This is a genomic window from Bradyrhizobium sp. UNPF46 (genome assembly GCF_006658625.1).
In the GTDB taxonomy this organism is placed as follows: Bacteria; Pseudomonadota; Alphaproteobacteria; order Rhizobiales; family Xanthobacteraceae; genus Bradyrhizobium; species Bradyrhizobium nitroreducens.
Map to the genome: position 1 here is coordinate 56,621 of NZ_LFJB01000012.1, position 24,402 is coordinate 81,022.

Sequence of the window (24,402 nt, forward strand, 5' to 3'; positions counted from 1 at the left end):
TCGCCCTCTAGAAGGCCGAGGTCGCGTCCTCTTCCGGCAATGGCCTCGTTTTGACCGACCTATCAACGTCGATCGAAGCACCGCCCTCTGCGGCTGCGGCTACCGTCGACGAATGCAGGAAGCGGACGACGTCCTCTGGGACGAGTTGAAGCCGCAACGCTGTTTTGAGGGTCTCGAGACCGAAGATGTGCAGGTCTTCGTTGAAATCGCCCAGCCGCGGCGACAAGGTGATCGCTTCAACGCCGGCTTCTTGCGCGCGCTGGGTAAGGATAGCCTGTACGGCATCTCCGGCCGCATCGTCGTCCCGGGCGATATAGAGACGACGCAGGCTAGCCGGCAACAACATGGCTGAGAGGTGATTGGCCGAGAGCGCCGCGGCCATGGGCATAGTCGGCAGCACGTAACGCAATGAAAGCATGGTCTCGATTCCCTCGCCAGCGGCGAGCACGTCGTCCACCACGCCGAAGCGGACGGCGTTGCCGAGCAGGTCGCCCATGGCCCGTCGTGGCGTGTCGACCGGAGCCTTGCCAAGACGAATGCGATCAAAGCCGTCCGGATCGAGCCAGGTTCGGTGCGCTCCGGTGATCCGCCCCTCTAGGTCCGTGACGCGGGCAATCACCGCCGGCCAGGTTTCGGTCGGCGAATGCTCGTCCGGCCGATAATAGCAACGTGGGTGGAAGCGCAGGCTGCCACCATGGTGGACTTGAGCTATTCCGCGACGCTGCAAATACGTTTCGGCTATCGTCCCCTCGATCGGGCTGGATATCGCAAAGAGTCGGCGCGCGGCTTCCTGCGATCCGGCCGGCGTCACCGAACGAACGGGTTTCGAGGTCAGCTGGGGCACGGGACGAGGCAGCTTCAGAAACCGCCGCGCTTCCTCGGCGGCCTCGCTGAAGTCGCGTAAACCCCGGCATTCGCGGATGATGTCGAGGAGATCGCCATGCTCGCCGGTCGCAGCGTCAGTCCACTTGCCGGCGGGGCCCTTCGGTGATTCCTGGAGCCGCACGAACATCGAGCGGCCCGGCGTGTTGTGGACGTCGCCGACCACCCAGTACCGCCCCGCCCGCTTGCCATTGGAGAGATAGTATCGGCACACTGCCTCGGCCTCGCACGCGAGGCGGTGTGCCAGTTCGCAAGGCGCAGGGGACATCACGCGGCCTCCCGCTCACTGACGCGCGCGACCGGGTAGGTATCGAGCACCTTTGTCAGGATCCTGACGCCGCTTGCGTCCGTGGGCACGAACATCCGCAGTTTCCAGGAGATGATCTCTCCAAAGAAGCCGTAAGCGCGGAGCCGATCGCGCATCGTGTCGTTGAATCCCGACAGCTCGATGCGGTATGCGCCCATCACCCGGACGCGGCGAAGCTGGAGCCCCTCCGCGAGGTCGAGAACGGTGCGTCCCTCCATCAACGCGGCAAAGGCAGCATCCGGCGACAGCGTAGGCGGGTCCGCCGAGAAGGCGTTTGCGACCCAGCCCGCAGAAACCTTGCGGCCAATGACGCGTTCGCCCGCGTCGGTCTGGAGACGATAAACACGAGTCGATTCGTTCGGCAACCGTTTCCAGATCGGTAGCAGCAACCCCGCAACGACGTGGATCGCGCTTTCCGTGAACTCAGGCACCTCGGCAAGCTCAGCCATCCAGGCCGCGGCAAAACCTTCGCGATCCGCTTCGACCCAATGGCTCTCCAGCATCATGTTCAAGGGGACGTGGTGCTGCTCCATAGGCCGGATCAGGCAGACGCGGCGCTCGATCTCGCCGTCGTCGAGCATGATGCTCGAGGCCGGAACCTGCACGGCGGCCCGACCCGAGCGCTCGTTGATCAGCAGGACCGCATGATCGGAAAGACGAGCAAGGGCGTCGTCCAAACCAACGGGATGGTTACGCTGGCGCTGGACGATGGTGAGTAGCCGCGTCTCGGCGCCTGTGCGCGGATGGACATAGATCGTTCGCCGTTCGCGGACGACAAAGCTTTCAGCGCGGAGCGTTTCCAATCCGAGGTCATAGGTGCCCGAGGCAACTGCGCCCTCGATCCGGGCGGTCAAGAGCTGTTCGAAGGCAGTGAACAGGACATTTTGCAGGTCGATGGTGAGGGCCAACAACCTGTTCAGGAAGGTCGTGATCGGCGGCAGGTCATCCCTGAGGCCATTGGTATCCGTCAGTTTCAGGCCGCTCGCATCCTCGAACTTCTCGAGCGAGCATCCGTCGACCTTGCCTCGTACCAGCAGCGTGTAGAGTTGACGCAACGCATCGCGCCCATACTGGCTTTCGAGATTGTCCTCGGGCCGAAACAGCCCCTGCCCGCCGGTCTGGCGCTGGCCACGCGTAATTGCTCCCAAGGTGTCGAGCCGACGGGCGATGGTGCTAAGGAAGCGCTTCTCGGCCTTCACGTCGGTCGCGATGGGGCGAAACAGCGGGGGCTGTGCTTGATTGGTCCGGTTTGTCCGGCCGAGCCCCTGGATCGCAGCATCCGCCTTCCAGCCGGGCTCAAGCAAATAATGGACCCGCAAGCGGCGATTCCGGGCCGACAACTCGGCATGGTAGCTCCTTCCCGTACCGCCTGCATCGGAGAACACGAGGATGCGCTTGACGTCGTCCATGAAGGCCGATGTCTCAGCGAGATTGGCCGAACCGGCTCGGTTTTCGACCACCAACCGGTCGCCCTTACGAATGATGCGGCGCGAGCGGCCGGTCACTTCGGCGACCGTATCGGTGCCGAAGCGCTGGACGATTTGATCCAATGCGCCGGGTACCGGAGGCAACGAGGCGAGCTTCTCGATGAGGCGGCCGCGTCGTGCCACGGCCTCCCGGCTCTCGACCGGCTGGCCATCGCGGTAGACAGGCCGGGAGGAGAGATTCCCCTCCGAGTCGGTAAAGGGCTCGTAGAGCTGGACCGGGAAAGAATGGGTGAGATAGTGGAGCACATACTCGCGCGGGGTGATGTCGACCTGGACGTCGCCCCAGTCTTCGGTCGGGATCTCGGCGAGCCGGCGCTCCATTAGTGCTTCGCCCGTTGAAACAATCTGGATGACGGCGGCATGACCCGCGTGGAGATCGCGGTCGATCGATCGGATGAGCGACGGCGTCTTCATCGAGGTCAGTAGATGGCCGAAGAAGCGCTGCTTGGCGCTCTCGAAGGCGGATCGGGCCGCGGATTTGGCCTGCCCGTTCAGCGTTCCGGTTTCGCCGGTGATGTTGGCGGCCCGCATCGCCGCGTCGAGGTTGTTATGGATGATGCTGAACGCATCGGCATAGGCGTCGTAGATGCGAACCTGCTCCGGCGCAAGCTGGTGCTCGACGAGCTCGTACTCGACGCCCTCATAGGACAATGAGCGGGCGGCGTAGAGACCGAGCGCCTTGAGGTCGCGCGCCAGCACCTCCATCGCCGCGACGCCACCCTCCTCGATTGCCTCGACGAACTCGGCTCGTGTGGCAAATGGGAAGTCGGCACCGCCCCAAAGGCCGAGGCGTTGGGCATAAGCGAGGTTGTGCACCGTGGTAGCGCCCGTCGCCGACACATAAACTACGCGAGCGTTGGGCAAGGCGTGCTGGAGCCTCAGGCCTGCGCGCCCCTGCTGAGAGGCCGCCTGATCACCACGCTCGCCCTTGCCCCCGACCGCATTCTGCATGGCATGGCTCTCGTCGAAGACGATCACTCCGTCGAAGTCGGAGCCCAACCATTCAATGATCTGCCTGACACGAGAAAGCTTCTTGCCACGCTCGTCGGTGCGTAGCGTGGCGTAGGTGGCAAAAAGGATGCCTTCCGAAAGCCGGATCGGTGTGCCCTGGCGAAACCGGGACAGAGGCGTGACGAGTAGTCGCTCCATGCCGAGCGCGGACCAGTCGCGCTGGGCATCTTCGATCAGCTTGTCGGATTTGCTGATCCAGACCGCACGGCGGCGGCCCTTGAGCCAATTGTCGAGCAGGATCCCGGCGACCTGCCGTCCCTTGCCCGCACCGGTCCCATCGCCCAAGAACCAGCCGCGGCGAAAGCGGACGGCATTCTCGGCGTCGTCGCGCGCGGCGGCCACAACATCAAAGGTCGTATCGACCGTCCAGGAGCCTGCCAGGAATTCAGAATGCGCCTCGCCAGCATAAATGACGCTTTCGAGCTGGGCGTCCGACAGAACTCCGTCTGCCGCCAGACTTAAAGGTAGATGCGGACGGTAGGACGGCTTCGGTGGCGCAACGGACGCCATCGCCGCGGATTGCACGAGCTTGGTCGAATGTGCGCATGATCCGGGAATACGGATCGACTGCAATCCGTACTCCTCATAGAGCGCATCGGTGAGGCGGGCGCCTTCCGGCGGCGACCATTCGACGGTCTCATACGTAAGCTCCACACCGTCGGGCGAGCTCCCCGAAGTGGACGATGGGCTTGGTGCAATGGTGCCCGCTGATCGGGACCTTGCAGGGCGTCTAATGACGTCGGCCACGACCTGCGTTGCGATGGGCAACCTCGGAGGCACGTGCTGGCTCACCCAGTCAAGCAAGGTGGCGACATCGCTGGCCAAGCCTAGCGAAGTAGGAAAAGCCGTCGGATCGGCAGCGGGCAGCTTGTCGATCACAAGCAGCCGTGTGTCGATTTGCGTTCCGTGCTTCGCGTAAACGGCGCCATCGATGGCCGCAGAAAGCACCACCCGCCCGCGTTCCTGGAGCCGCACAAAGGCGTCTCGCCATGGCGGGTTATCCGGCGCGAAGCTTGCGCCAGCGATGGCGACGAGGCGTCCACCGTCGCAAAGACGCGCGAGCGCTGAAGCGATGTGCCTGAGAGCCGCGTCTGCCATCCGTCGATCGACGTTTGCCATCGCCGAGAACGGCGGGTTCATCAGGACGACGCTTGGCACAACACCCGCATCGAGGTGGTCATCGATGTGTGCCGCATCGAACCGCGTGACCTTAACGCCCGCGAATAGATGCTCGAGCAGCCCCGCCCGGGTCTCGGCCAACTCGTTCAATATCAGAGCGCCGCCGGCCAGTTCGGCAAAGATTGCGAGCAAGCCAGTCCCCCCAGAGGGCTCCAGAACGCGATCGGCCGGCGTAATGCCGGCTGCGGTGCATGCAGCCAGCCCAAGCGGGATCGGCGTCGAGAATTGCTGAAGTGCCTGACTATCTTCTGAGCGCCGCGTGTGGGTCGGCAGAAGGCCGGCCACTCGCGCGAGCATCGGCAGCATGGCGGTCGTCGAGCCAGCCTTGGCGCGCATGGCAGGGCCGAACTTGCGAAGGAATAGAACGGTTGCCGCCTCGCAGACGTCATAGGCGGTCTTCCAGCTCCAGACGCCGGCCGCGTCTGAGGCGCCGAAGGCTGCCTCCATGGCGCTACGCAGGACGGCGGCATCGATGCGACGGCCGCGTTCGAGCTCGGTCAGGAGCTGTCGCGCGGCCCTGACGGCGGCGGAGGTGAGATTTGCGGCGGCACGCATCGAGAGCGGCGCGGCGGCAGCGCCGCCGGCGAGAGATTCGGTCATGGCAGGATTCTTTCGGGGAGCAGGAATGGGTCGAACCACCAGGCGCTCTCCTCTGACCCCGACGGCTCAAACCCTTCCCGGCCCGACTCTCCCTCTCAGCCCTCGCCCATAAGAATGGGGACCGGCGCTGTACACCGGTCCCCAAGCAACTGCGGGACGAACCGAGCCATCCGATCGATGATGTTCACTCAGCCGCGTCGAGCCGTTGAGGATCATCGTCGCGGGCGTTCTCCGGATCCTCCTCGTCGGCAATGAATTCTGGAAGCGGGCCAGCTTCGCGCTCCGGCCCCACTGGCGCCGCATCGGGATCGAGGAGACGCAGCGGCTCCGGCAACCAGCCCGAGCCATCCAGAAGACGCTCGGCCTCCTTGGCCATGTCGGCCTTCTTCAGATGATCGATCAATTGTGCCGACGACTCGCCCTTGGCTTCCCGGATCGCCTCCAGTATGCGAGGTTTGGTGACCCGGCCGAGATAGCTATCGACAGTCGGTCGCCAGCCGGCCTGCACCATGTCGAGCCCGACCGCGCGCGCCAACACATTGGCCTGGTCGAGACGCGTGCGGCCACCATGGGCGGAGAAGCGGCCCTGATTGTGGCGGTTGGTCGGCTCATAGACGGCGTTGACCGCAAATGACGCACAGTGAGCGAACAGGGACGCCTGAGCGGCACCGTCGAGAGCTGTGAGCGCATCCCAGAGATCCTTCTCGCCCTTCGGCAACCGTGCTTTCCAAGACTCATGCCGCGCCTCGACGGCCTTCGCGGACGCGCTCTCCCGCAGGCCGGGGGCTTGAGCGGGAAAGGTCGGCGTGTGAAGTCCGATCTCAAGTGAGCTTCCGGACGAGGCGAACCGGTAAAAGGCCGTCAGCACGAAGTTATGCAGCACCGCCTGGAACGCGATGGCGGGATGTTCTGCCAGCGCATCCCGCAATGCCAGCGTACGATGCGCCGTCAGCTCGGTGATCAGCCGATCCGGCAGAGGTCTGGCCGCATCCTCATCATCTTCTTCAGCATCGGGAGCACCACCCGCGACCGCTATCACCGTGCGTTGGACGGAAGTACCCTCTTCTTGACCTTCGGTGGAAAACGCACCGGCGTCTTGCCCGACGTCGCAATCAGTTGCCGGCACCTCGTCCTCTGGCCGGACGTAACCCCGGTCCACGGAGAGGCGCCCCTCGGAATCGATGCTGATGAAGACGCCAGCTCGGGCGATCTCGGTCGGATCGTAGTGCATCGGCCGGTTTTCGAATGCCGCCAGTGCCGCCTCGATTTCGCCGAGACGCCGGTCGATTTCGTCGGGCAGCTCGTCTGCATCCTGATAATCGGTTTCCAGCTTGGCTTGCTCGGCGTTCAGGGCATCGATGGTGGCCTGCTCCTCAGGTGAGAGATCGACAGGTTTGCCCTCGATTCCTCGGAGCCCTTGAGTGTGACCGTAAGAGAACTCTACGGCGACCGAGATCCACTTCCAGCCTTCGGCCGCGATCGCCTCAGCTTCGGCTTTGAGCTTTTCGGTCACGAGGCGGTCGAGCAACACGACGTCCTGAAGCCAGCCGCATTCGTCGTGCTCGAACAGATCCCGCAGAACGCCGCCACCCGCTTGCTGATAGGCATCGCGGCCCACAAATTGGGCCCGACGATCGGACCCCCGCACGGTGTTCTCAGTGAGCAGCCGGCGGATCTGGTAAGGCTCGTCATAACCGGAACGGCTGACGTTCTCCCAGACTTGCTCCTGGCGGGCGTGATCGGCTGTGACCGAGAACGCCATGAGCTGCTCGAGCGTTATGCCGTCTTCGGCATAGACCTCAAGCAGCTTCGGCGACACCGACGCCAGCCGCAGCCGCTGCTTCACGATCGCAGGGTTCACGAAGTGCCGGGCGGCGATGTTTTCCTCGGTCATGCCGAGATCGCGGAGAGTCTGGAAGGCCCGAAACTGATCGAGCGGGTGCAGACCGACCCGCTCATCGTTCTCCGCCACCGAATCGTCCGCGGCAATGCCCCCTTCACGCACGACGCACGGCACCGCCTGCGTCTTTGACATGCGTTTTTGTTTCACCAGAAGCTCGAGGGCACGATAGCGCCTGCCGCCCGCCGGCACCTCGAACATGCCGGTCTCGTTGTCATCTGCATCAACGACGGCCCGGACACTTAGACTTTGCAGAAGCGTGCGTTGGGCGATGCTCTCGGCTAGGTGTTCGATCGAGACACCGGCCTTGACGCGGCGAACGTTCGACTGGCTGAGCACGAGCTTGTTGAACGGAATATCCCGGGAAGGCGACAGCGTGATCTTTTGTACGGCTTTCGTCATTTTGGCTCTCCACGACGGGCGGCCGTGAGACTCTCTCTCGGCTTCCAACCCGTCGCGAACAGCCTCCCCCCTCTCACTCTCGCGCGAGGCCAAGCATCACGCTGCCTCGCGATCGGCGACAGCCGAAGCCAGCGACGCGGACTCAATGGACCCGGGAACGAAGCCGAGCAAATAGTCCGCGGCCTTGCTCGCCTGCGAGGCGGCCCGCACGATGGCGCGATTATCTTCGCGCAGTACTTCGAGCCAGGAGCCGATATAGTCGGCATGGCGCACGGTCGGCGTTATCCCGAGCGACGCGCAGCCGAACGCGGAACTTAGTTCGGCTACCAACTCCTCGAAGGCATATTTCTTCGTACCGTAGGATCCGCTTTGGTCGCGGTTGAGGCGCGAGCGATGTCCCGTCGCATGACCGAGTTCATGCAACGCTGTGCGGTGCCAGTTGATGGGTTCAAAATAGGCCTGGGGCGGTGGGACCTGAACATAGTCTTCGGCTGTTGCGTAGAATGCGCGATCTCCACCGATCCGAAATGGAATTCCGCTGGCCTTGATCAGGGCGTCGACCGTAGGTTCGATGAGGCCAGCCGGCGGTGGCGGCGCAGCGGTAGCAATCCCGCCAGGCAGTTGCTCGCACTGATCGGTGTTGAAGACGGTAAATCGCTTGAGGAATGGAATTGCCTGCTCGTCTTCGCCGGTCTCGACGGCGCGTCGTTTTTCGTCATTCGGAACGAAACGATCTGCGTAGACGACAGTGGTGCCGCGCTCTCCCTTGCGAACGTGGCCGCCAAGCGAGAGCGCCTGACGGAAGGTGAGCCAACTTTGCCCGGTGAATCCGCGTTCGATTACGGCTCCCCAGAGGATGAGGATGTTAACGCCACTGTATTGCCGGCTAGTCGATGCATTTTTCGGCATCGCCAGCGGCGCTTTCGCCGCGGCCGTACCCCAAGGCTGAACCCAGGGGATGCGTCCGGCCTGAAGCTCGGCAATAATCTTGTCGGTGATTTCGCTATAGAAGTTCGCGCGGTCCCGGCCGGCGCGCGCGCGAGAAGCAGGGTTTGGCATCGCGGTTCTCCGCGACGGGCGCGGCGAGCCTCTCTCGCAGCTTGTAACCCGTCACGGAAAACCCAGCCCGCACTCTTACTCTTAGCCTCTTGCCCGATCTGCCTTAGGGCTGCAGGTCCGACCGGGCGTGCGCCAGAGGCGCATCGCCTAAACGCAAAATGGCACCCGCAGGAGCGTGAGCATAGCGACGCCGAAGGCGGCACGCGGGACCGAGTGCAGCGACGAGACCGGTTAAAAGGGCACCCGGGAACGGGGCAGTGATAGCGATCGCCGCAGGCGAGCCCCTTTCCCGAGTGCCCCCGGCGAGGAGCACCAAAGCTCTAGCGCGAGGGATCGAAGCCGCAAGGCCGAGACGCTGCGCGGCTCGGTTCACGGGAGCCCGGTGCGGCTCTGGCCGCACGCGCCCCCGCCCACAAAGAGCGACAACCTGCCACGGGCTATGCACACACGCCTGCATTCCATCGATCTTGATGCGTCAGGGGAAATGGCTTTGGCCCTTCTCACCTACTCTGGCATCGCCTCACGTTGCGGATCAGCCTAAGCGATCGATTGCCACAACTTCATAGCTCAACTTCGCGCTAGCTCCTCCAAGAAGCAGCCCACACCGATCAGGTGGATCGACAAGAGAGCCGTCGATCACGCGTTCGGGAAACCACAGAAACAAACTTCCGAAGCGCGCACAGTTCATGTTCCGGCGCTGAAAAGCGCTCTGATGCCCAAATGCAGATCCGACGGCGAATTTGTCGGAAAGACGATTGATGAAGCATCGAAAGCAGTTGACTGCCTGCTAGCGGGCGTCCCACCCACGATTGGAGAAAACAAGCCATGTTGTTCGGCTATTTGGCGGACCGGCTCATTGGCTAGCTACGATAGAGCACACCAAGGAGTACTTTTCTGCACGCCAGCCTAACCGATCACCGCGAGGCCGCACGGCGCAGTAGAGCAGGAAGCTCTTTCACCGTAAAAAATCTTCTCAAGACCAATCGCAATTCTCGCGCGTCGGGGAGGACTACAGATCAACCTGGGTCCTCTAGATCGGACGTCACAAACGGGCAAACTCCGCTCTTGCTTGCACCTAACCGTTCCCCATTAGTCAGACCAGAATATCGAAGCTCGCCACGCAAAGTGCTGCCCGCTCGATATCCACCCGCTGGAGCTTGGCCAGCGTTGATGAGGGCGGACATGGCAGCCGCTTACCTCGACTTTGAAGACACAGGCGAATTCACGCGCGCAATCCGCCAAGGGGACGCCCCGCTCCCGGTCGGTGGTCGTCGAACTGGACGGGTGCGTCAGCCGGTTTGGTCGCGGTCAGCTATGGACGACTTCGCAGCACCTCCCGTTCAGAAAGCGCAAATCAACAACTCGGAGGATCTCTTATGTCTGGTATGATGCCAGTCGATGGTAAACCCAAGCTTCCTCGATATTGTCAACGGAAGCTATTGGCAAGCAATGCCGTCGCCTACTATTTTGTACCGCCAATGTGGGCTCGTCGGCAAGGTTGCGAATTGACCGCCGAAGCGCTAGGGAGAGATTACGCCCGTGCCCTCGAGCGAGTTGAGAAGGTCCTCTTGCCAGCGTTCGACAGTTGGCGCTCTCAAGGGCAAAGTGATATGGTGCCTGCTTCGCCCGAGACCGGCACCTTTGACTGGCTCGTCGGCATATTCCAAGCTCACCAGAAATGGCACGAACTCGACAGCAACACCCAGCGCCAGTACCGCAAGAACCTGGCCCTCCTTGCCAATCATGAGCTGAGAGATGGAAGCCGCGTTGGATCGAAGCGATTGTCAGATTTCACAAAGGCCTTTGTCGACGCAATTTACGTAAAGTTACTAGTTGTTACAAAACCAGGTAAGAATGGAGAAGTTATCGTCCGCGAGCGCCGACGCTACGTCAACTTGGCCATGGCGAGCTGCCGGCGCGCTTGGTTTGTTGGCCAGCGGGCCCAAGAGATGATTGTGCCAGCGAGCAATCCATTTTCACGAATGGGGTTAAGATCGCGCGCGCCCGGGCAGCCGATACGGCCCACCCCGACCGCAACATGGGATGAACTTGTCGCGTTCAGAGCTGCCGCTACACGACTCGACTACGGTTCGATAGGAACTGCTGCCTTGTTGTCATGGGAATGGTTGCAACGAGAGCAACACGTTTTCGGTGCTTTCGACATATCGCATTATCGCCCTGACGAACGTCCGAACAGCGTCAAGATCGTGCATCCTAAGAACGGAGAGGAGGCCTGGTGGCCCCTATTTGACGAGATGGGCACCGCTCTTTTTCCTGAACTTACGAACGAACTCGACGAGATCAAGAAGGCTTCTCTTCCCGGCCTGGTATTCCGACGCACCCACGCCCATCGTAGCTCGGCGTTCCCACTTCCATGGATCACACCACGCAAGGATCTACGCTATTTGCGGAGCGTTGTGAAGAAGATCGTGGTAGAGGCCGGCCTTCGTCAGGAACTTTCCTTTACGTCCTTCCGACACGGAGGCTTCACGGAAGGTGCCGACAGCGATCTCACCGACGCGGAATTACGTGCCGCGGGCCGTCACAGGTCCAGCCGCCAACTGCCAACCTACGCCAAACGCACCGGCAAGCAGCTGATCGCGGCTACAAAGAAGCGCCGCAAGGAGCGGACGAGATCACTCCTTTTTCGACTAAATGCCAATCGCGACTGGGAATAAAAGGCAACGCCTCACTCGCGGCATCCTATATTTGCCCGGGAATGATCGCCTATTTGCCCGTCCAGACCGGCTTGCGCTTCTCGCTGAACGCCTTCAGGCCTTCCTTGGCATCCTCGGTCATCGCGAGCAGCGCGATCTGGCTTTCGGTGTAGGCGATGCTCTCGTCGAACGACATCGAGGCGATGGCGCGCATGGCATATTTGCCGCGGCGGATCGCGGTCGGGGATTTGTCGACGATGCGGCCGATCAGCCAGTCGACCTTGGCATCAAGCTCGGCCGCGGGCACCACGTAGTTGAGCAGGCCCGCCGCCTGCGCCGCCTTGGCATCGAACGGCTCGCCCGTGAGCGCCCATTCGTTGACGAGGCGCGGCGGCGCGATGGTCTGCAACAGGCTCAGCACCTGCATCGGGAACACGCCGACCTTCACCTCCGGTAGGCCGAAGACGACGTGATCGGCCGCAACCGCCATGTCGGTCATGCACAAAAGGCCCATGCCGCCGGCCATGCAGACGCCGCCGACCCGCGCAATCGCGGGCTTGGTGGCGTTCTGTGACAAACGTAACAGATCGGCATAGTCGACATTTGGTTTAGAATGATCCATCGCGAAAGCGGCGCCGGAATTCTGCAAGTCCGCGCCCGCGCAGAACGCCTTGTCGCCCGCGCCCGTCAGCACGATGACGCGGACGTCCTTGTCGTCATGCGCGTCGCGATAGCCTTTGGTGATGCCGGCGATGACGTCGCCGTTCAGCGCGTTGCGCTTCTCCGGCCGGTTGATGGTGATCCAGAATGCCTGCCCGCGCTTCTCGGTGATGATTGCTGTGGTGTCGGTCATGGTCCACTCGCTTCCTTGCCTTTCGATCTGCCGCCATTTGCGGCAGGACGGGCGGCGCGCGCAAGGGCAATCTGCAACGCGGTGTCGGCGCAGCGTGTGGGCACAAATTCGCGCGCCGATTGGACGACGGGGGACGGCCGCTGTCCCGACTGGAGATCGTGATCACCAATGAGCCATTTCATGCGCGCTGCAATGATCTTGTTGCTGGCGGGCCTGCTCGCAGTCGGCGCGAGCCCCGCAAGCCGCGCGGCCGATGCCGCCAAACTCGCGCTGGTGATCGGCAACGCCAGATATCCCGACAACGAATTCGTGCTGAACGACGTCGCCAACGACACCCAGGACGTCACTGAAGAATTGAAGCGCAGCGGCTTCGTCGTCGACCGCCAGAGCAATCTCACGGCGGACGCCATGCGGCAGGTGCTCGATCGCTTTTATGCCCGCATCGAACGCGGCACGGTGGCGCTGATCTTCTTCGACGGCTTTGCCATCCAGTCCAACCGGCAGACTTATTTGCTTCCCGTCGACGCGCAGATCTGGACCGAGCCGGACGTGGCGCGCGACGGCTTCAGCCTCGATACCATTCTGGCCGAGATGAACACACGCGGCGCGGCGATCAAGATCGCGCTGATCGACGCTTCGCGCCGCAATCCGTTCGAGCGGCGCTTCCGCCGCTATTCGGCGGGCCTCGCGCCGGCGATCGCGCCGAGCAACTCGCTCGTGCTCTACTCCGCAGCGCTCGGTGCGGCTGCGGCCGGGGGCAGGACCGATCACAGCCTGTTCGTCGCCGAGCTGCTGCGCGAGATCCGCGCCCCGAATATCAGCGCCGAGCAGGCCCTGACCAACACCAAGAACGGCGTGGTCGCCGCCACCAGGCGGGAACAGGTGCCGTGGCTGTCGTCCTCCCTGACCACAGATTTCTCGTTCGCAGGGCCAGTAACCCAGCCTTCCGACAACAAGGCCGGCGACCCGGCGCCGACGAAACCCGAGAAGCCGGTCTGCGTGACGCCGCAAGCAGACCCCACCCCCAGCGCCGACGATCTCGCCAGGGATCCGGTCGTCGCCGATCTCAGCCGCAAGATCGCAGCGAATGCCAACGATGTCATCTCGCGCTACAAGCGCGGCCAAGTCTATGCAATCAAGCGCGCCTATGCTCTCGCCATGCAGGATTTCGACGTCGTGATCCGCAAGAATCCTGGGGATGGCGAGGCGCTCAACAATCGCTGCTGGACGCGCGCTGCGACCGGCGATCTGCAGGGCGCGCTGACCGACTGCAATCTGGCGCTCCAGGCCGATCCCGGCTTGAGCGATGCGCTCGACAGCCGTGGGCTGGTCAACCTCAAGCTCGGCCGAACCGCCGAGGCGATCAAGGACTACACCGACGCGATCCAGCGCAACCCGCGCTCGTCATCGTCGCTGTTCGGCCGGGGCATCGCCACCCGCAGAGGAGGCGGCGACGGCGCCACCGATATCGCGCAGGCGAAATCCATGAACCCCGACATCGCGAAGGAGTTTGCCGGCTACGGCGTGACGGAATGCAGCCCTTAGGCGGAAGCCTTCCTGATCCAGACCTTGTTGTCGTGGAACGCGGCCCCGCCGATCGGCGCCACCGCTTCGGCGCCCGTCAGCATGTTGATGCCGCGGCCGCCGACATGGTTCTTGTTCGGATGAACCGACTCGGCGATCAGGACGCCGCGCCGCACGCCCTCGAACAGCCTCGCAATCAGCGTGGTCTCGCCGCGGGTGTTGCCGAGCGTCACGGTGTCGCCGTCGGCGATGTCGAGCGCTGCGGCATCCAGAGGATGGATCATCACGCTCGCCTTGCCCTCGCGCGCCTGCGAGGACGGCGTCTCGTTGAAGGTGGTGTTGAGGAAGCTGCGCGAGGGGCTGGTCGCGAGCCGGAACGGATGGGCCTGGTCGACGTGCTCGATCACCGCCCAATGGTCCGGCAGATCAGGCATGTTGGCGACATCGCCCATCGTGACGCCGAACGGCGGATGGGCCCAATCGGCCTTGAAGTGGAATTTCCCGTCGGCATGGGCAAAGCCGTCGAGGAAATGCGAGGTGCGGAAGTCCGGCTGCAGATCGCGCCAGAGGTCGGCTTCGAGGCCGCCGATGTCGCCGTGATTGCTGAGCTTCAGCGTCGCGTCGATCAACTCGCGCGGCGTCATCTCGAAGCCCCGGTGCTTGGCGCCAAGCCGCGGCGCCAGCGCCTGCAACACCTCGTGGTTGGAGCGGCATTCGCCGGGCGGGTCGATCAGCTTCGCACCCACCGAGATGTGCTGATGGCCGCCGCCGTAATAGAGATCGTCATGTTCCATGAACATGGTCGCAGGCAGCACGATGTCGGCCATCTCAGCCGTCTCGGTCATGAACTGCTCGTGCACCGCGACGAACAGGTCCTCGCGCGCAAAGCCCTGCCGCACCAGCGCCTGCTCCGGCGCCACCGTCATGGGATTGGTGTTCTGGATCAGCATCGCCTTGACCGGGCCCTTGCCCAGCAGGGCCTCGGCATCGCCGGTGAGGATACGGCCGATCTTGGACTGGTCGAGCGCGCGGACGCCCGGGTCGATCGCGTCGTGCCCTTCGATGATGGATTCGTTGAAATGCCACAGCGCGTAATTGTTGAAGAAGGCGCCGCCGCCTTCATACTGCCAGGCGCCGGTCACCGCGGGAATGCAATTGGCGGCGTGCATCTGCATGGCGCCGTTGCGACTGCGCGTAAACCCGTAGCCGAAGCGGAAGAAGGTACGCTTGGTCTCGCCGACCGCCTTCGCGAAGGCTTCGATTTCCGCGACAGGCACGCCGCAAATCGCGGACGCCCATTCCGGCGTGCGTGTCCTCAGATGCGCCTCGAGCTCGGCGGGACAGTCGGTGTATTTGTCCAGATAGGCGCGGTCGGCATAACCGTCGCGGAACAGGACGTGCATCACGCCGCAGGCGAAGGCGCCGTCCGTGCCGGGCCGCAGGATGATCCTGATGTCAGCCTGCTTCATCGTCTCGTTGTCGTAGATGTCGATCGCCGCGATCTTCGCGCCGCGCTCCTTGCGGGCGCGGGAGGCGTGCGTCATCACGTTGACCTGGGTGTTGACGGGATTGGTGCCCCAGATCACGACGAGATCGGACAGCGCCATCTCGCGCGGATCGACGCCGGCGATCTTGCCGGTGCCGATCGCAAAGCCGATGCGCGCGACATTGGCGCAGATGGTCTGGTAGAAGCGCGAGTACTTTTTGACATGCGTCAGGCGGTTGAGCCCGTCGCGCATCACCAGGCCCATCGTGCCGGCGTAATAATATGGCCAGATCGATTCCGCGCCGAACTCGCGCTCGGCCGCATTGAAGCGGTGCCCGATCTCATCCAGCGCTTCGTCCCAGGAGATCCGCGCGAACTGCCCCGAGCCTTTCGGTCCGATGCGGCGCATCGGATACGTCACCCGCTCGGGGTGATGGATGCGCTCGGCGTAGCGCGCGACCTTGGCGCAGACGACGCCGGCTGTGTAGGTCTGCTTTTTCGAACCTCGGACACGGCCGATGCTGCGGCCCTCGACCACCTCGACATCGAGGGCACAGGCCGACGGGCAATCGTGCGGACAGGTCGAATGGCGGATTTCGATTTTCGCGTGCTGGTTCATGTCCCAGTTCGTAACACCAAAATACCGGTCAGCCGAGGGCATTTATCCGCCAACGCCCATGCGATTTGCTCAAGCCGTGCGCGCCTGCGGTTCCTGCTGCGACCGCGAAAGGCGGCGCAATCACACCGAAAACCGCTCGATATTCCCCACCCGAGCAGTTTTGTAAGGCGTCGACAGTCCGCATTCCCTGCCGCTACAGTGCCGGCCAACAAGAACGACATCAGGGAGGTGGGCATGACGGCCCGAAGCTTCATGCTGGCGCTGGCTGCCGGCTTGCTCGCCATGGTCCCGGCCGCTCCCTCGTCCGCCCAGGATTATCCGTCCCATGCGGTGCGGATCGTGGTGCCGTTCGGTGCCGGCGGGCCGGCCGATGTCGCGGCCCGGCTGATCGGCAACGTGCTCCAGGAGAGTTTCGGCCAGCCCTTCGTGATCGAGAACCGCACCGGCGCGGGCGGCGTCATCGGCACCGTGGAAGCTGCAAAGTCGCCGGCCGACGGCTACACGCTGCTGATGATGTCGAACACCCAGACGGCGAACGAATCGTTGCTGACGCCGGACAAGCGCAAGTACGAATTGATGCGCGACCTCGCGCCGATCGCGCCCGTGAACTATTCCGATCTCGTCATCGTGGTGAACCCGCAGGTTCCGGCGAAGACGCTGGCCGAGTTCATCGCGCTCGCCAAGGCGCAGCCAGGCAAGCCGAACTACGCCTCCTCCGGTCAGGGCACGCCCTACCACATGGCCGGCGAGCTGTTCAAAGCCATGGCCGGCATCGACCTCGTCCACGTGCCCTATCGCAACAGCGGCGAAGCGCGCAGCGGCGTGATCGGCGGACAGGTGCAGATGATGATCGACGCGGTGCCGGCGATGGCGCCGAACATCGCCGAGAGCCAGGTCCGCGCGCTCGCCACCACCGGCAAGCAGCGATCGACCGTGCTGCCGAACGTGCCGACCGCGATCGAAGCTGGCGTTCCCGGCTATGAAGCCACGATCTGGCTCGGCCTGATGGCACCATCAGGCACGCCGAGGCCCGTGATCGACAAGCTCAATGCCGCCGTGAACGCAATGGTGAAGCGACCCGATATCGTCAAGCTCTGGACAGAACAGGGCGCCGTGCCCATGTCGATGACGCCGGAGGAATTCGACAAGTTCCTGCGCGGCGACATCGAGAAATGGGCCGACGTCGTCAAGAAGTTCGACAAGTCCTAAGGCCGCAGCGCGTAATGCCCACCGTCCAATTCCAGCTCAATGGCACGGCAGCCGTCGTGGAAGCCGATTCCGACCGGACGTTGCTCGACGTGCTCCGTGGCCGGCTCGGCGTCACCAGCCCGCATTTCGGCTGCGGCGCCGGCGAGTGCGGCGCATGTCACGTCCTGGTCGACGGCCGCGCGATGACGTCCTGCGACATGCCGATGTGGTCGGTGGCGGGCAAGGACGTCGTCACGGTCGAAGGCCTCGGGACAGCAGAGCGTCCGCATCCGCTGCAACGCGCCTTCATATCCGAACAGGCGATGCAGTGCGGGTATTGCGTCTCCGGAATCCTCGTCAGCGCCGCGGCGCTGCTCACGCGCAATCCGTCGCCGACGGAGGCAGAGGTCCGAGCCGCGTTGGATCGCAATTTGTGCCGCTGCGGATCGCATAACCGCATGGTCCGCGCCGTGCTACGCGCGGCGGCGGAGATGGCGGCGTCATGAGCATGCCATCCCCAGCCCCGAAGCTGCCGGTGAGCCTCGTGGCCAATCCCAAGGTGTCATCATGGCTGCGGTTCACCGAGGACGGTCGTGTGGCGATCTCGCCCGGCAAGGTCGAGATCGGCCAGGGCATCGTCACGGCCCTGGCACAGATCGCGGCGGATGAGCTTGACGTCGAGATCGGCCACATTGACATGATCCGCGCCTCGACGGCGATGAGCCCGAACGAGGGCGTCACCTCGGGCAGCCTGTCGATTCAGCAGTCCGGCCGCGCGCTCCGGCACGTGTGCGCCGAGGTGCGCCAGCGCTTCCTCACCGTGGCCTCGGAACGTCTCGGCGTCGATGCGGCGCTGCTCAATGTCCAGGACGGCACCATCTCGGGCCCCGGCAATGTCAGGACCAGCTATTGGGAGCTCGCCGGAGATGTCTTGCTGGACCACGATATCACCGCCAATGCGAGCGCGAAGAGCGTCGCCAAGCGCGGTGTCGCCGGACATTCGGTCCAGCGTGTCGACATTCCCGACAAGGTGTTCGCGCGGCCACGCTTCATCCATGACTGCGCACTGCCGGGACTGATGCACGGGCGCGTGCTGCGGCCGGATATCTCGGGCGCGAAACTGACGGCGCTCAATGAAGAAGCTGCGCGCGCGGTCCCCGGCCTCCTTGCGATCGTCCGCGACGGCGGCTTTGCGGGCGTCGTCGCCGACAGCGAGACGGCGGCGGAAACCGCGCTCAAGGCTTTGCGCAAGGCCGCGACATGGTCGGTCGGCGAGCCGCTGCCGGATGAAGACGATCTGGCGGGTTTTCTCAGGAGCCAACCGGTCGAGACCACCACCATCGACACCAGGACGGCGGAGCCGGCGCGCAAGCCCGCCCAAACCCTTCGCCGGCAATACACCCGCCCCTACATCGCGCATGCCTCGATCGCACCATCCTGCGCCATGGCGCAATGGGACGGCGATCGTGTCCACGTCTGGACCCATAGCCAGGGTGTCTATCTGCTGCGCGCCGATCTTGCGATCGTGCTCAAGCTCCCGGCCGAGAACATCGTGGTCGAGCACATGGAAGGCGCCGGCTGCTACGGACACAATGCGGCCGACGACATTGCACTCGATGCCGTGCTGCTGGCGAGGGCGGCCGATGGACGACCGGTACGGGTGCAGTGGTCGCGCCATGACGAGATGTCTCACGCCCCGTTTGGCGCGGCGATGGCCATCGAGATCGAGGCCGATCTCGACGCCGACAACGAGATCGTCGGTTGGCGTCATGCGATCTGGAGCAACGGTCACACGGCAAGGCCGGGACGTGCAGCACAGCCGGCGCTGCTGGCCGCAACCGAGATCGCAAATCCCTACCCGCGCATGATCTCGACCGACCCGCCTGCGGCCAATGGCGGCGGCGGCGACCGCAACTCCGTTCCGCTGTACGACCTTCCGGCCTGGACGATCACCTGCCATCGGCTGCTGACCATGCCGGTACGGACCTCCGCACTGCGGACGCTGGGCGGACAAGGCAATGTGTTCGCCATCGAGTCCCTGCTCGACGAGCGCGCGCGGGACGTCATCAGCGCCGCGGCACGACGCGCAGGCTGGAAGCCGCCGAAGCGTCCCGGCATCGGTCACGGCGTCGGCTTTGCCCGCTACAAGAACACCGGCGCCTATTGCGCGGCAATTGCCGAGATCGAGGGCACTGACGACATCCGCGTGAAGCGGCTGACGCTGGCGGTCGATGTCGGCGAGGCCATCAACCCCGACGGCGTCGTCAACCAGATCGAGGGCGGCGCGATCCAGGCGACGAGCTGGGTGATGAAGGAGCGAGTCCGTTTCGACAGGACGCGCATCACGTCGACGTCATGGAGCGACTATCCGATCCTGACGTTCAGCGAGGCACCGGCCGTGGATGTCGAGATCATCCAGCGGCCGGAGATCGAACCGGTCGGAGCCGGCGAGGCCGCGCACGGCCCGGTGACAGCAGCGATCGCGAATGCCGTGTTCGACTGCCTCGGCGTGCGCGTGCGCGACCTGCCGATCACCCGCGACAAGATCATTGCAGCCATGGAGCTGGCATCGTGACGACAGTGAACATCTTGAGCGGCGGCGCGGCGCAAGGCCTGGTCCGCGGCCTCAGCGAGGCCTTCAAGGCGCAGACTGGGTTCGGGATCGACGGCGAATTCGGCGCGGTCGGCATCATGGCCGACAAGCTGCGCGCAAGCACGCCGGCCGATCTCGTCATCCTGACGCAGGCTCTCCTTGCAAAGCTTGCCGAGGAGAAGCTCGTCACCCCCTCCTCGATCGCGGATATCGGCCGGGTCGAGACTGCGCTGGCGGTCCGCAGCCGTGATCCCAGGGTGACGGTGAAGACCGAAGCCGATTTGCGCGACGTGCTGCGCAGCGCCGACGCCATCTACGTTCCCGACACCAAGGCCTCGACGGCGGGACAGCATGTCGCAAAGGTGCTGGACCAGCTCGGCATCGCCTATGAGGTCGCATCGCGCCTGAAGATCTTTCCCAATGGCGCGACCGCGATGCGGGAGCTTGCGGCCTCGACCGCGCAGAAGCCGATCGGCTGTACACAGGCCACCGAGATCATCGCGACCGACGGCATCGCGCTGTCAGGATCGCTGCCGCCCGGCTGCGAGCTCGTGACGATGTACACGGCCGGCGTGGCCGCGCGCGCCGCGCATCCCAAGGAGGCGGTGGCGCTGATCACGCTGTTGACTGGCGCAGACCGGAAGGAGATGCGCCAGCGCGCGGGCTTTGCCGGCTAGGCGCGAAAGACAGCCCTATTTGTGCAACTGGGTGAGACCGGTCGGCGGGCCGTCCACCGCGGTCCAGCCGCCATCGACGAACAGCGTGCTGCCGCTGACATAGCTGGCGGCGTCCGAGGCGAGATAGGCGACTGCCGTTGCGACCTCGTCGGCGCTGCTCCAGCGGTTGAACACGGTGTGGCCGGCATAGAGATTGTAGATGTCGGGGCGCTGCTTGAACGGGCCGGTCAGCGCGGTCTCGGCGATGCTCGGCGCGATCGCGTTGACCCGCACGCCGGCATGACCGACCTCGGAGGCAAAGCCCTTCACCAGCAGGCCGATCGCGGCCTTGGTCGAGCCGTAGACGCCGAGGCCCGGCTCGATGGTCACCGCGCGCACTGATGAGCAGGCGATGATGCTGCCACCCTTTTGTTCGACCATGATGCGGCCAAAGGCCTGGAAGAACCACACAGTGCCCTTGACGTTGAGATTCAGCACGCGGTCGAGGTCCTCCTCGGTGTAGTCGAGGATAGTCTTGCGGATGTTGAGCCCGGGCGTCGTCACGGCGATGTCGAGCCGCGGAAATTTTTGCATCACGGTTTTCGCCAGCGCGTTGACGTCCGCAGCGCTCGCGGCATCGCAGCTGGCTGCTTCCGCCCAGCCGCCCTTCTCACGGATACCGGCAGCGGTTGCCCCCGCGGCGTCGAGCGCACGATCGGCGCAGACGACGCGGGCCCCGAGCCCCGCCAGCGCCTCGGCCGACGATTTGCCGATTCCCGAGGCGGCGCCGAGCACCACGGCCGTCTTGCCGGTGAGATCGAAGAGCTTGCGATAGTCCGTCACTGATGGCTTCTCCTGTAGCTGCTAGCCCTTGTAACCCATCAGCAGGCGGGGCAGCCACAGCGAGAACGCGGGGACGTAAGTCACGAACATCAGAGCTGCGATCAGTGCGGCGTAGAACGGCAGAATGGTGCGCATCACCGCGCCGACCGAAATGCCGCCGATGGCGCAGCCGACGAACTGCGTGGTTCCGACCGGCGGCGTGTTCAGCCCGAGCGCGCAGTTGATCAGCATCAGCATGCCGAACTGCACCGGGTCCATGCCCGCCTTCATCGCGATCGGCAGGAAGATCGGGGTGCAGATCAGGATGGTCGCGGCCATGTCCATGAACGTGCCGAGCACGAACAGGATGATGTTGATGAGCAGGAAGATGATCCAGGGCTGCGAGGACACCTTGCTCATGAGATCACCGGCGAAGTCGGCGACCTCGTAGAGACCCATCAAGTATTGGAACATGGTGGAGACGCCGATCAGCAGCAGCACCACGCCCGTCGTCTTCACCGCCTTGGCGGCGGCGCGCAGAAAGTTCTGCAGGGTCATGGTGCGGTAGATGAAGAACGTCAGCAGGATCGTGTAGGTGACGGCGACGGCCGCCGATTCCGTTGCCGTGAAGACGCCGGACAGGATCCCCGCGAGGATGATGCCAACGATCAAGAGGCCGGGCAGCGCAGCCGCGAAGGAGCGGACGACCTCGGCCCAGCCCGGGAACTTGCCGGCGGGATAACCGCGCTTCACCGCAACCGCGTAGGCGGCGACCAGCATGCACACCATCAACACGATCGCCGGCAGCAGGCCGGCGGCGATCAGCGCGCCGATCGAGACCTTGCCGCCGGCGGCGAGCGCATAGATGATCATGTTGTGGCTGGTCGGCATCAAGGCGCCGACCAGGGAGGCATGGGTGGTGACGTTGACGGCGTAGTCGGTGTCGAACCCCTCCTTTTTCATCATCGGGATCATCACAGCGCCCATCGCCGAGACGTCGGCCACGGGCGAGCCGGAGACGCCGCCGAACAGCGTGCAGGCGACCACGTTCGACATGCCGAGGCCGCCACGGATGTGCCCGACCAGATTCTTGGCCAGCTGCACGATCTTGTCAGCGACGCCGCCATGCAGCATCAGCTCACCGCTGAAGACGAAGAAGGGAATCGCGAGGAAGGAGAAGATATTCATTCCCGACATCATCTGCTGGAAGATGACGGCGACCGGCAGGCCCTCGTAGAGGATGGTGCAGATGGCCGAGAGGCCGATGGCGAAGGCGACGGGGACGCCGAGGATCAGGAAGCCGAAGAAGGTGGCGCCGAGGATGATCAGTTCCATGAGGGGACGACCTCTTCGCCGCGCAGGAGAGCGATGATGTGCTCGATTGAAAAGGAGACGATCAGGAGGCCGGAGGCGATCAGCGGCACGTAGCGGATGACCTCGGGCAGGCCCAGATTTGGGATCTTCACGGTGCCGACCGACGCGCCGAGGATCCAGCCGTTATAGGCCATAGCGACGCCGAACACGGCGACCAGAACGTGGATCACGATCTCGATCTTCTCTCGCGCCCGGTCGGGCAGCATCACCAGCAGGCTGTCCATTCCGATGTGTCCGGCATCGCGCACACCGACGGCGGCGCCGATCAGCGTGACGTACAGGATGAGGACAAGCGCAAGGTTCTCCGTCCAGGTCGGGCTCGAATTGAGCACGTAACGTCCGAACACCTGGTAGAAGACGATGGCGACGATGACGAGCAGCCCTGCCACGGACAGATACATGCCGACGCGTGCAACAGGCGCATTGATCTGCGACAGCAAGCCGATGGACGGGCGGCTGGCCGCGTCGTGCTCGTGATCCGCGACGTGTGGGTCCGTCATCCCGCGTCTCCCCTCGCGAGGGTCCGATGTCACCCTGCGGCGACGCCGGACCCTGTACCGCCCTGGTTTACTTCGTGTCCTGGATGCGCTTGACGAGGCCCTTCAGCTTCGCGTCACCGGCGAACTTGTCGTACACCGGCTTCATCGCGTCGACGAACTCCTGCTTGTTGGCCACCGTCACGACCTGCACGCCCGCCGCCTCGACGGTCTTGCGGGAGGCCTGCTCGCGCTCGTCCCAGAGCTTGCGCATGACCGGCACCGATTCCTTGGCCGCCTTGCGGACCATGGCCTGATCTTCCTTGCTCAGCGCGTCCCAGACCTTCTTGGACATCACGAGGACTTCGGGCGCCAGGGAATGTTCGGTGACGTTGTAGAACTTGGCGGCCTCGAAATGGCGGGAGGATTCGTAAGACGGCCAGTTGTTCTCGGCCGCATCGACCAGACCCGTCTTGAGCGCGGTATAGACCTCGCCATAGGGCATCGGCGTCGGGTTTGCACCGAGGCTCTGGATCATGCCGACCCACAGGTCGGATTGCTGGACGCGGATCTTCAGGCCCTTGAGATCGGCGAGCGACTTGACGGGTGCCTTGACGGTGTAGATGGAACGCGCGCCGCTGTCGTAATAGGCAAGGCCGATCAGGCCCGCGGGCTCCATGGCCGCCAGGATCTCGTCGCCGATCGGCCCGTCGAGCACGGTGCGCATGTGCTGGGTGTCGCGGAACACGAACGGCAGACACAACGCGATGGTCTCGGGCACGAAATTGTTGAGCGGCGATGCGTTGATCCGCATCATGTCGAGCGCGCCGATCTTGAGCTGCTCGATGGTGTCCTTCTCCGAGCCCAGGGCTCCGTTGGGAAACACCTTGACACCGAGCTTGCCGCCGCTCGCCGTCGCGAGCTGCTTGCCCATGAACTTGACGGCCTCGACGGTCGGATAGTCGGCGGGATGAACGTCGGCGGAGCGGAAGTCGCGCGCGGTCGCCAGGGGCGCTGTGAGCGCCAGCGCAACGGCTGTGACGATACCGGTCAGTGTCTTCATCGGGGCTTCCTCCTGGGTTGATTATGTCGTTGTCGGCAGGCTGCAGGCCGCCTTGGGTCGCTCCGCTCCAAGTGTGAAGTCAAGCGCCAATATCGTCCCTAGGGCGCGCGGCATTCCCTGTCCAAGCCAAATCCGGCATTGATCGATGCAACAGTTGCATCGATCAATCTGGCTCAATTCGCCTCGCTGTGGAAGCGGCAGAACGGCTTGCTTCGCCGGCACGAGACTTGACGCGACTGATGGGGGCCCTCCAAAATGGACGGA

The 24,402-nt window shown here is 64.0% G+C and carries 16 protein-coding genes; 6 read left to right on the forward strand and 10 right to left on the reverse strand.

Features of this window, described 5'->3' with window-relative positions:
- Positions 1-7: 7 nt before the first annotated feature.
- The 4 genes from UNPF46_RS07060 to UNPF46_RS07085 form a co-directional block, all read right to left on the reverse strand.
- On the reverse strand, positions 8-1,150 hold the full coding sequence (locus tag UNPF46_RS07060) for a DUF7146 domain-containing protein (protein ID WP_100180733.1): 1,143 nt from the start codon (positions 1,148-1,150) through the stop codon (positions 8-10).
- On the reverse strand, positions 1,150-5,466 hold the full coding sequence (locus UNPF46_RS07065; protein ID WP_142249499.1) for a strawberry notch-like NTP hydrolase domain-containing protein: 4,317 nt from the start codon (positions 5,464-5,466) through the stop codon (positions 1,150-1,152). Before UNPF46_RS07065 ends, UNPF46_RS07060 begins: the two co-directional genes overlap by 1 nt.
- Before the next feature lie 184 nt (positions 5,467-5,650).
- Complete coding sequence (locus UNPF46_RS37335) at positions 5,651-7,768, reverse strand: ParB/RepB/Spo0J family partition protein (protein ID WP_181769823.1); 2,118 nt, start codon at positions 7,766-7,768, stop codon at positions 5,651-5,653.
- A 96-nt stretch (positions 7,769-7,864) separates the two neighbouring features.
- Positions 7,865-8,827, reverse strand: a complete 963-nt coding sequence (locus UNPF46_RS07085; RefSeq protein WP_100179535.1) for an ArdC family protein — start codon at positions 8,825-8,827, stop codon at positions 7,865-7,867.
- Between the two features lie 1,568 nt (positions 8,828-10,395).
- Here UNPF46_RS07085 and UNPF46_RS07090 point away from each other — a divergent pair.
- Positions 10,396-11,505 (forward strand): site-specific integrase, encoded by a 1,110-nt coding sequence (locus UNPF46_RS07090; RefSeq protein WP_142249500.1) that lies wholly within the window; start codon positions 10,396-10,398, stop codon positions 11,503-11,505.
- Positions 11,506-11,554: 49 nt separating this feature from the next.
- Here UNPF46_RS07090 and UNPF46_RS07095 read toward each other — a convergent pair whose 3' ends face one another.
- Complete coding sequence (locus tag UNPF46_RS07095; RefSeq protein ID WP_100179538.1) at positions 11,555-12,337, reverse strand: enoyl-CoA hydratase/isomerase family protein; 783 nt, start codon at positions 12,335-12,337, stop codon at positions 11,555-11,557.
- Positions 12,338-12,517: 180 nt separating this feature from the next.
- On the opposite strand from UNPF46_RS07095, the gene UNPF46_RS07100 reads away from it, so the two are divergent.
- Entirely contained in the window at positions 12,518-13,882 is a 1,365-nt protein-coding gene (locus UNPF46_RS07100; protein ID WP_142249501.1) for a caspase family protein, read from the forward strand.
- On the opposite strand, the gene UNPF46_RS07105 is transcribed toward UNPF46_RS07100, so the two are convergent.
- Positions 13,879-15,966, reverse strand: coding sequence for a molybdopterin oxidoreductase family protein (locus UNPF46_RS07105; protein WP_142249502.1), 2,088 nt, complete (start codon positions 15,964-15,966; stop codon positions 13,879-13,881). The two genes, UNPF46_RS07100 and UNPF46_RS07105, sit on opposite strands and share 4 nt — an antisense overlap.
- Before the next feature lie 234 nt (positions 15,967-16,200).
- Here UNPF46_RS07105 and UNPF46_RS07110 point away from each other — a divergent pair, with 234 nt between their 5' ends.
- From UNPF46_RS07110 to UNPF46_RS07125, 4 genes are read left to right on the forward strand one after another with little or no spacing between them, the layout of a single operon-like run.
- Positions 16,201-17,175: a Bug family tripartite tricarboxylate transporter substrate binding protein gene (locus UNPF46_RS07110; RefSeq protein WP_181769825.1), complete on the forward strand. Its 975-nt coding sequence runs from the start codon at positions 16,201-16,203 to the stop codon at positions 17,173-17,175.
- Between the two features lie 14 nt (positions 17,176-17,189).
- Positions 17,190-17,660, forward strand: coding sequence for a (2Fe-2S)-binding protein (locus UNPF46_RS07115; RefSeq protein ID WP_142249503.1), 471 nt, complete (start codon positions 17,190-17,192; stop codon positions 17,658-17,660).
- A 2-nt stretch (positions 17,661-17,662) separates the two neighbouring features.
- The gene (locus UNPF46_RS07120) at positions 17,663-19,729 is read left to right on the forward strand and encodes a xanthine dehydrogenase family protein molybdopterin-binding subunit (protein WP_142249532.1); all 2,067 of its coding nucleotides are present in this window, start codon (positions 17,663-17,665) and stop codon (positions 19,727-19,729) included.
- Complete coding sequence (locus UNPF46_RS07125; RefSeq protein WP_142249504.1) at positions 19,726-20,424, forward strand: molybdate ABC transporter substrate-binding protein; 699 nt, start codon at positions 19,726-19,728, stop codon at positions 20,422-20,424. Before UNPF46_RS07120 ends, UNPF46_RS07125 begins: the two co-directional genes overlap by 4 nt.
- A gap of 15 nt (positions 20,425-20,439) precedes the next feature.
- On the opposite strand, the gene UNPF46_RS07130 is transcribed toward UNPF46_RS07125, so the two are convergent.
- The 4 genes from UNPF46_RS07130 to UNPF46_RS07145 form a co-directional block, all read right to left on the reverse strand.
- Positions 20,440-21,246 carry an SDR family NAD(P)-dependent oxidoreductase gene (locus UNPF46_RS07130; protein ID WP_142249505.1) on the reverse strand — a complete coding sequence of 269 codons (807 nt, stop codon included), beginning with the start codon at positions 21,244-21,246 and terminating at the stop codon, positions 20,440-20,442.
- A 21-nt stretch (positions 21,247-21,267) separates the two neighbouring features.
- Positions 21,268-22,560, reverse strand: coding sequence for a TRAP transporter large permease (locus UNPF46_RS07135; RefSeq protein ID WP_097661860.1), 1,293 nt, complete (start codon positions 22,558-22,560; stop codon positions 21,268-21,270).
- A complete protein-coding gene (locus UNPF46_RS07140) occupies positions 22,551-23,099 on the reverse strand; it encodes a TRAP transporter small permease (protein WP_142249506.1) in 549 nt (182 codons plus the stop codon). Before UNPF46_RS07140 ends, UNPF46_RS07135 begins: the two co-directional genes overlap by 10 nt.
- Before the next feature lie 67 nt (positions 23,100-23,166).
- Entirely contained in the window at positions 23,167-24,138 is a 972-nt protein-coding gene (locus UNPF46_RS07145) for a TRAP transporter substrate-binding protein (protein WP_142249507.1), read from the reverse strand.
- Positions 24,139-24,402: the final 264 nt, after the last annotated feature.